A 6,639-nucleotide genomic window follows, 5' to 3' on the forward strand; every position below is an offset into this window, starting at 1 on the left:
GGCCGCGAGGTGAACCCTGTCGGGCGCGGCGAATAGCAACCAGCCGCCGGGCGAGGAGCGCGGCCCCACAAGGGCCGCGGTCGTTCTGCCGCATGAGCGGCCGGGGCGCGCCGACGGCGCCGCCGCCACGCGCGCCGCGGAGGCGCGCCTGGCGGAGGCGGTGGGCCTCACCGCCTCCATCGGGCTGACCATCGTCCACACCGCCATCCACCCGCTGCGCGCCATGCGGCCTTCCACGCTGCTGGGCGAGGGGCAGGTCGGCATGGTGAAGGACGCGGTGGAGCGCCACGGCGTGACCGTGGTGGTCGTCGATGCCTCGCTCAGCCCGGTGCAGCAGCGCAACCTGGAGCGGGCCTGGGGTTGCAAGGTCATCGACCGCACCGGCCTGATCCTGGAGATCTTCGGCGAACGCGCGCGCACGAAGGAAGGCGCGCTGCAGGTGGAACTCGCGCATCTCGACTACCAGCGCACGCGGCTCGTGCGCAGCTGGACCCACCTCGAACGGCAGCGCGGCGGCTTCGGCTTCCTGGGCGGCCCGGGCGAATCGCAGATCGAGATCGACCGCCGACTGATCGGCGAGCGGATCGTGAAGCTGAAGAAGGAGCTGGAGCAGGTGCGCCGCACGCGCGGCCTGCACCGCAAGGCGCGCGAGCGCGTGCCGTATCCGGTGGTCGCGCTGGTCGGCTACACCAATGCTGGCAAGTCCACGCTGTTCAACGCGCTGACCGGCGCCGGCGTCTATGCGCAGGACCAGCTCTTCGCGACGCTCGATCCGACGATGCGCGCCATCCGCCTGTCATCCGGGCGCACCGTCATCCTCTCCGACACGGTCGGCTTCATCAGCGAGCTGCCGACGCAGCTGGTCGAGGCCTTCCGCGCCACGCTGGAGGAGGTGGCGGCCGCGGACATCATCCTGCATGTCCGCGACGCCGCGCATCCCGACAGCGCCGCGCAGCGCGCCGACGTGCTGGGCGTGCTGACCGAGATGGCGGAGGGCCCGGACGCCGCTCTCGACGCCGACTGGCCGTCCCGCGTGGTGGAGGTGCTGAACAAGGCGGACCTGATGGGCGGCGTGGATGCGGTGCCGCACCTGCCCGGCACCATCGCCGTCTCCGCCCTGACCGGCGATGGGCTGGAACAGCTGCGGGCGGCGCTGGACGAGCGCCTGGCGGCGGGGATGGAGACCGCCGAGTACCGCCTCGCGCCCTCCGACGGCGCGGGCATCGCCTGGCTCTACGAGCATGGCGAGGTGCTGTCGCGCGACGACGAGGAGGAGGCGATCCGCATCACCGTGCGCCTCTCCCCCGCAGATCGCGCGCGCTTCGAGCAGCGGAGCGCATGACCCGCATCGACCGGAAGGCGGCCAGCGACGTTGCCGCGCTGCTTCGCGGCGCCGCGCGCTCGGAGATCATGCCGCGCTTCCGTCGCCTGGCGCCGGATGCGGTGCGTGCCAAGTCCGGCCCCCTCGACCTCGTGACGGAAGCCGACGAGGCGGCGGAGCGCGTCATCGCGGCCGGACTAGACGGCCTCTTCCCCGGCTGCCTGGTGGTGGGCGAGGAGGCGACCGCCGCCGATCCCGCGCTGCTGGACCGGCTCGCCGCGGCGGAGTGCGCCGTGGTGGTGGACCCGGTGGACGGTACCGCCAACTTCGCCGCCGGCGTGCCGCTCTTCGGCTGCATGGCCGCGCTGTTCGTCCGCGGGGAATGCGTCGCCGGCTGGATCCACGACCCGCTCGGCGACGACACCGCCATCGCGCTGCGCGGGGAGGGGGCGTGGGTCGAGGATTCGGAAGGCCGCACCCATGGCGCGCTGCAGGTCGCCGCGCCGGTGCCGCTGGCGCGCATGGTCGGCGCCGTGTCCTGGGGCTGGATGCCGGAGCCGCTCCGCTCCCGCGTGCCGGCCCGGCTGCCGCGCCTCGCCGCGACGCTGAACTTCCGCTGCGCGGCGCACGAGTACCGGCTCGCCGCCGGCGGCCATGCGCATCTGCTGGTCTACAACAAGCTGATGCCCTGGGACCACGCGCCGGGCTGGCTGATCCACGCCGAGGCCGGCGGCTACGCCGCGCAGTTCGACGGGCGGCCCTACGACCCGGCGCGGGCGCGCAGCGGCGGGCTGATCTGCGCGCCGGACCGCGCCAGCTGGGACGAGGCGCGGGCGGCGCTGCTGGGCGCCTAGCCAACCACCATCACGCTCAGCATCGCCGGGATTGAGACCACCGACATCCAGGTGGAGACCACGATGATGCCGGCGATCGTCTCCGGCTCGTTGCCGAAGCGCTGCGCCAGCACGTAGCTCAGCATCCCGACGGGCATCGCGCATTGCAGCACCAGCACGAAGCGGCCGGTGCCCTCCATCCCGAACAGCGCCGCCACCGCCAGCGCCAGCGCGACCCCGATGCCCGTGCGCAGTACCGAGAAGGTCAGCGGCAGCCGCAGCGCGCCCACCTTCAGCCGCGCCAGCGACGCGCCCACCATCATCAGCGTGAGCGGGATGGCGAGCCCGCCCACCAGCTTCACCGGCTCCAGGATCGCGCGTGGCACCTCGATGCCCGCGATCCGCACCGCTGCGCCGGCCGACACGGCCCAGACCAGCGGATTGCGCAGCACCGCGCGCAGGCTCGCCTGGCCCGCCGCGACCGCGCCGGCGAAGACCGAGTTGAACATCAGCGACACCGCCGAGAAAGCCGCGGCATAGGCAAGCCCGCTCGCGCCGAAGGCGTAGAAGCCGAGCGGCACGCCGAGATAGCCGGAATTGCCCCAGGTGACGGAGGGCAGGTAGGTGCGCAGGCTCAGCCCCGCGCCCCGCAGCAGCACAGCGCCCACGGCGGCGAAGGCGAGCAGCGCGACCAGCGCCGCACCGGCCATCTCGGCCAGCGCCTCGATGGGCATCTGCGTGCTGGCGAGGGTGGAGAAGATCAGGCAAGGAAGCGCGAGATCCGCCGCCAGCGGCGCGAGCGTCGCGTTGTCGAAGGGTCGTCCCGATCGTACCCAGGCATAGCCCAGCGCCATGGCAGCGACGATCGGCACGAGGATGACGAGGAGAACGTCGGCCATTGTCCCGCTTCCTGTTCGAGTTCCGTGTGTCGTGCCGCGGCGCCTGCGGCGCCATGGACGATCGCGGCAGTCCGGCGGTGCTGTCTGTGCCGGACCGCACACCGCGCGCGACGGCTGCACGGCATGGCTGACGATGAGGAGGAGGATGAGGGGCCGCCGGGTCTACCGCCCGGCACGCCCTTCTACATGACGCCCGCCGGCGCCGCGGCGCTGCGCGCCGAGCTGAAGCGCCTGTGGGAGGAGGAGCGCCCGAAGGTGGTGGAGGTCGTCGCCTGGGCCGCCTCGCTCGGCGACCGGTCGGAGAATGCCGACTACCAGTACGGCAAGCGGCGCCTTCGCCAGATCGACGGCCGCGTCCGCTTCCTGCGCAAGCGGCTGGAGCGGGTGCAGGTGGTGGACCCGGCGGCGCAGGCGAAGCGCGATCAGGTCTTCTTCGGCGCCACCGTCACCTATGCGCGCCTCTCCGACGACGCGGAGGTCACCGTGACCATCGTCGGCGTGGACGAGGCCGACGCCGAAGCCGGCCGGATCTCCTGGGTGGCGCCCGTCGCGCGCGCGCTGCTCGGCGCGAAGGTGGGCGACACGCGGAAGCTGCGCACGCCCGCCGGGGTCGAGGAGATCGAGGTGGTGGCGATCGCCTATCCCGGGGCCTGACACGGCAGCGCCCTTGCGCACGGCGCCGTGATGCCCGACACCTTGGCGGCGCAGCAGGGAGCCACGCCGCGGCATGGACGCTGAGCCCGGGGCTGCCCCGCGCAGCGCGCAGCTTGCCATCCTGTTTGCCGACGTCGCCGGCAGCACGCGCCTCTACGAGACGCTGGGCGACGTCGCCGCGCGCGACCTGATCGCCGGCTGCCTCGACCGGCTGGAAGCTGCGACGGCGCACAACGGCGGCACCGTGGTGAAGCAGATCGGCGACGAGGTGATGGCGACCTTCCCCAGCGCCGATGCGGCGCTGCTGGCGGCGTCAGAGATGCAGGTGGCCGTCAGCGGCGCGCGCGTGCTGCAGGGGCGCCCGCTCGCGGTGCGCATCGGCCTGCATTTCGGCCCCGTCCTGCTGGAGGACGACGACGTCTTCGGCGACGCGGTCAACGTCGCCGCGCGCCTGGTGGCGGAGGCGAAGGGCGAACAGATCCTGACCAGCGCCGCCACCCTGGCCGCGGCCGGCCCGGCCTGGCGGCAGACCTGCCGCCTGGTGGACATCGCCGCCGTGCGCGGCCGGAAGGCCCCTGTGGAGATCTTCGAGAGCCTCTGGAAGGCCGAGGATTCCACCATGATGCGCCACCCGCCGCGCCTGCCGCCGCGCACCGACGCCGCGAGGCTGGTGCTGGAGGCCGGCGCGATGCGGCTGGAACTCTCCGAGGAGCGGCCGAGCGCCACGGTCGGCCGCGGCGAGCAGAACGACCTGGTGCTGCGGGGCCCCATCGTCTCCCGCCTGCATGCCCGCGTGGACTTCCGCCGCGGCCATTGCGTGCTGACGGACCAGAGCACGAACGGCACCTGGATCCAGCCGGAGGGCGGCGCCCCCGTCTTCGTCCGGCACGACAGCCATGTGCTGGCCGGGCACGGGCTCATCGGCTTCGGCGAGGCGCCGGGGGAGGGCACGCCCACCACCGTCCGCTACGAGGTCCGGGCGGAGGCCTGACGCCTTCCCCGTGCGCGCAGATGTGACCGCCGCGCATCCGCAGGGCGGGCGCTTCGGGCAAGCAGCGTCATGCCCCGGGGCGATGGTGCCCATTGACCGCGTCCATTCGCAGGGCGCCGCATCGCGCCCATCTCCGGCCGACACCCCCAGGGACCATCGCCATGACCCAGACCGCCGACCCCAACAACCCGCTGCCGCCGGGCGTGGAAACCGTGCTGCTGCCGCGCACCCACGACATCGGCGGCTTCGAGGTCCGCCGCGCCCTGCCGGCGCAGCAGCGCCAGATGGTCGGCCCTTTCATCTTCTTCGACCAGATGGGCCCCGGCGAGTTCCTGACCGGCGCCGGCGTGGATGTGCGCCCGCACCCGCATATCGGCCTCTCGACCGTCACCTACCTGTTCGAGGGGGAGATCCTGCACCGGGACAGCCTCGGCACCGAGCAGCCGATCGCCCCGGGCGACGTGAACTGGATGACTGCCGGGCGCGGCATCTCCCATTCCGAGCGCACGGCCGCCGCCCGCCGCGCTGCGGCGCACCGCCTCTCCGGCATCCAGTCCTGGGTGGCGCTGCCCAAGGACAAGGAGGAGACGGCGCCCGACTTCGCCCACCACCCCGGCGCCACCCTGCCGGTGCTGGACGATGGCGGCGTGCGCCTCAGGCTGATCGCCGGCAGCGGCTGGGGGCAGGCGGCGCCCGTCGCCGTCGCCTCGGAGCTGTTCTACGCCGATGCCATGCTGGCCCCTGGCGCCGCCCTGCCGCTGCCGGACCATGAGGAGCGCGGGATCTGGGTGATGGAGGGCGAGGCGGAGGTCGCCGGCACCGCCTTCCCGGCCGGACGGATGCTGGTGTTCCGCGCCGGGGACCGGATCTCCGTGCAGGCGGGGCCGCGCGGGGCGCGACTGCTGCTGCTGGGCGGTGCCGCGATGGACGGGCCGCGCTTCCTGTTCTGGAACTTCGTCTCCTCGTCGCGGGAGAGGATCGAGGAGGCGAAGCGGGCCTGGGCGCGCGACCGCATGGGCCTGGTGGTGCCCGGCGACGAGAAGGAATGGATCCCGCTGCCGGAGACTCGCCAGGTGAGGGCCGGCGAGGGGGCCCAGACCAGCTGAGCAGCCTGCGCTGATTCATCCCGCGTCACAGGTCCGTGATTCGATCGGGCGGCTGTTCTTCCTGATTGCGATGGCGGGCGATACTCGCGCGACGGTACCCGTTGGGGACAGGCGTCATCGTCGCGAGATTGGACATGCTGCACGGGACACCGACGTGTGCGTCGGCACCCGGACAGGCGGCTGAGCCCGAGGCCACCTTCTCGGTCGAGCGGCTGCGCGACGGGTCCCGCCTGGTGGCCAACTACCGGCTCGGCGATGCGCTCATCCACATCCTGCTGATCCGCAAGGGCGTGGGCGTGGCGCTGCTGCAGGTCGAGCCGTTGTGGACCCCCGATGCCGTCCAGCGCTTCCGGGCCCTGATCGACATGCGGGGATTCACCTCGGCCTATCCCGGCCATCTGCCCGTGATCCACCGAAGCCTGCGCGCGGAGGAAGTGCCTCGGCTCGAGACCATCCTCGCGCAGGCCTTCGACTGGGAGCCTCCGCTCTCGCTCCGGGGCGAAGGTGCGTGGGAAGACGCGCTGCAGATCCTGCTGACGCCGCGCGGCGCGCTCCGCTTCACACAGGAAGGCCGGTTGCCCCTGGCGCCCCTTCGCCCCGCCGTGCCGGAGGCGCCGGACGCAGGTTCGGGTGAGGGGCCGCGCCTGCCGCGCGGCCGTCTGGCGCTGGGCATGGTGGCCGGTCTGGCCGGGTCGGCGGCGGTCGCGCTCCTGCTGCTGTCGTCGGAGCCGGACGAGCCGGGCCCGCCGGAGATGCCAGTCATCGCGGCCCCGCTTGCCCCGGATGCTGCCCGGCTGACCGAGCGGCTGGCGCGCGCCCCGGCGGCGCCGGCCGC

The 6,639-nt window shown here is 73.4% G+C and carries 7 protein-coding genes; 6 read left to right on the plus strand and 1 reads right to left on the minus strand.

Annotated elements, in window-relative coordinates; translation table 11 throughout:
- The first annotated feature begins 16 nt into the window (after positions 1–16).
- Entirely contained in the window at positions 17–1,342 is a 1,326-nt protein-coding gene (gene hflX / locus OZN99_RS22415; RefSeq protein ID WP_270937485.1) for a GTPase HflX, read from the plus strand.
- The gene (locus tag OZN99_RS22420) at positions 1,339–2,175 is read left to right on the plus strand and encodes an inositol monophosphatase family protein (protein WP_270937479.1); all 837 of its coding nucleotides are present in this window, start codon (positions 1,339–1,341) and stop codon (positions 2,173–2,175) included. The genes hflX and OZN99_RS22420 overlap by 4 nt, the downstream gene beginning before the upstream one ends.
- Here the strand turns inward: OZN99_RS22420 and OZN99_RS22425 are convergent.
- Entirely contained in the window at positions 2,172–3,053 is an 882-nt protein-coding gene (locus OZN99_RS22425; protein WP_270937480.1) for an AEC family transporter, read from the minus strand. The genes OZN99_RS22420 and OZN99_RS22425 overlap by 4 nt on opposite strands.
- Before the next feature lie 123 nt (positions 3,054–3,176).
- On the opposite strand from OZN99_RS22425, the gene greB reads away from it, so the two are divergent.
- The 4 genes from greB to OZN99_RS22445 form a co-directional block, all read left to right on the plus strand.
- The gene (greB, locus tag OZN99_RS22430; protein ID WP_270937481.1) at positions 3,177–3,707 is read left to right on the plus strand and encodes a transcription elongation factor GreB; all 531 of its coding nucleotides are present in this window, start codon (positions 3,177–3,179) and stop codon (positions 3,705–3,707) included.
- Positions 3,708–3,780: 73 nt separating this feature from the next.
- Positions 3,781–4,698 (plus strand): adenylate/guanylate cyclase domain-containing protein, encoded by a 918-nt coding sequence (locus tag OZN99_RS22435; RefSeq protein ID WP_270937482.1) that lies wholly within the window; start codon positions 3,781–3,783, stop codon positions 4,696–4,698.
- A gap of 161 nt (positions 4,699–4,859) precedes the next feature.
- Positions 4,860–5,804 (plus strand): pirin family protein, encoded by a 945-nt coding sequence (locus OZN99_RS22440; protein WP_270937483.1) that lies wholly within the window; start codon positions 4,860–4,862, stop codon positions 5,802–5,804.
- A gap of 134 nt (positions 5,805–5,938) precedes the next feature.
- The coding region (locus tag OZN99_RS22445) for a hypothetical protein (protein WP_270937484.1) at positions 5,939–6,639 on the plus strand (701 nt) is incomplete at its 3' end.

The organism is Falsiroseomonas oryzae, from assembly GCF_027856955.1.
In the GTDB taxonomy this organism is placed as follows: domain Bacteria; phylum Pseudomonadota; class Alphaproteobacteria; order Acetobacterales; family Acetobacteraceae; genus Falsiroseomonas; species Falsiroseomonas oryzae.

Bases quoted from the DNA above. Each gene is read 5' to 3' on its own strand.
- OZN99_RS22435 (WP_270937482.1), top strand. From the start codon at position 3,781: ATGGACGCTGAGCCCGGGGCTGCCCCGCGCAGCGCGCAGCTTGCCATC.
- OZN99_RS22425 (WP_270937480.1), bottom strand. From the start codon at position 3,053: ATGGCCGACGTTCTCCTCGTCATCCTCGTGCCGATCGTCGCTGCCATG.
- OZN99_RS22440 (WP_270937483.1), top strand. From the start codon at position 4,860: ATGACCCAGACCGCCGACCCCAACAACCCGCTGCCGCCGGGCGTGGAA.
- OZN99_RS22420 (WP_270937479.1), top strand. From the start codon at position 1,339: ATGACCCGCATCGACCGGAAGGCGGCCAGCGACGTTGCCGCGCTGCTT.
- greB (WP_270937481.1), top strand. From the start codon at position 3,177: ATGGCTGACGATGAGGAGGAGGATGAGGGGCCGCCGGGTCTACCGCCC.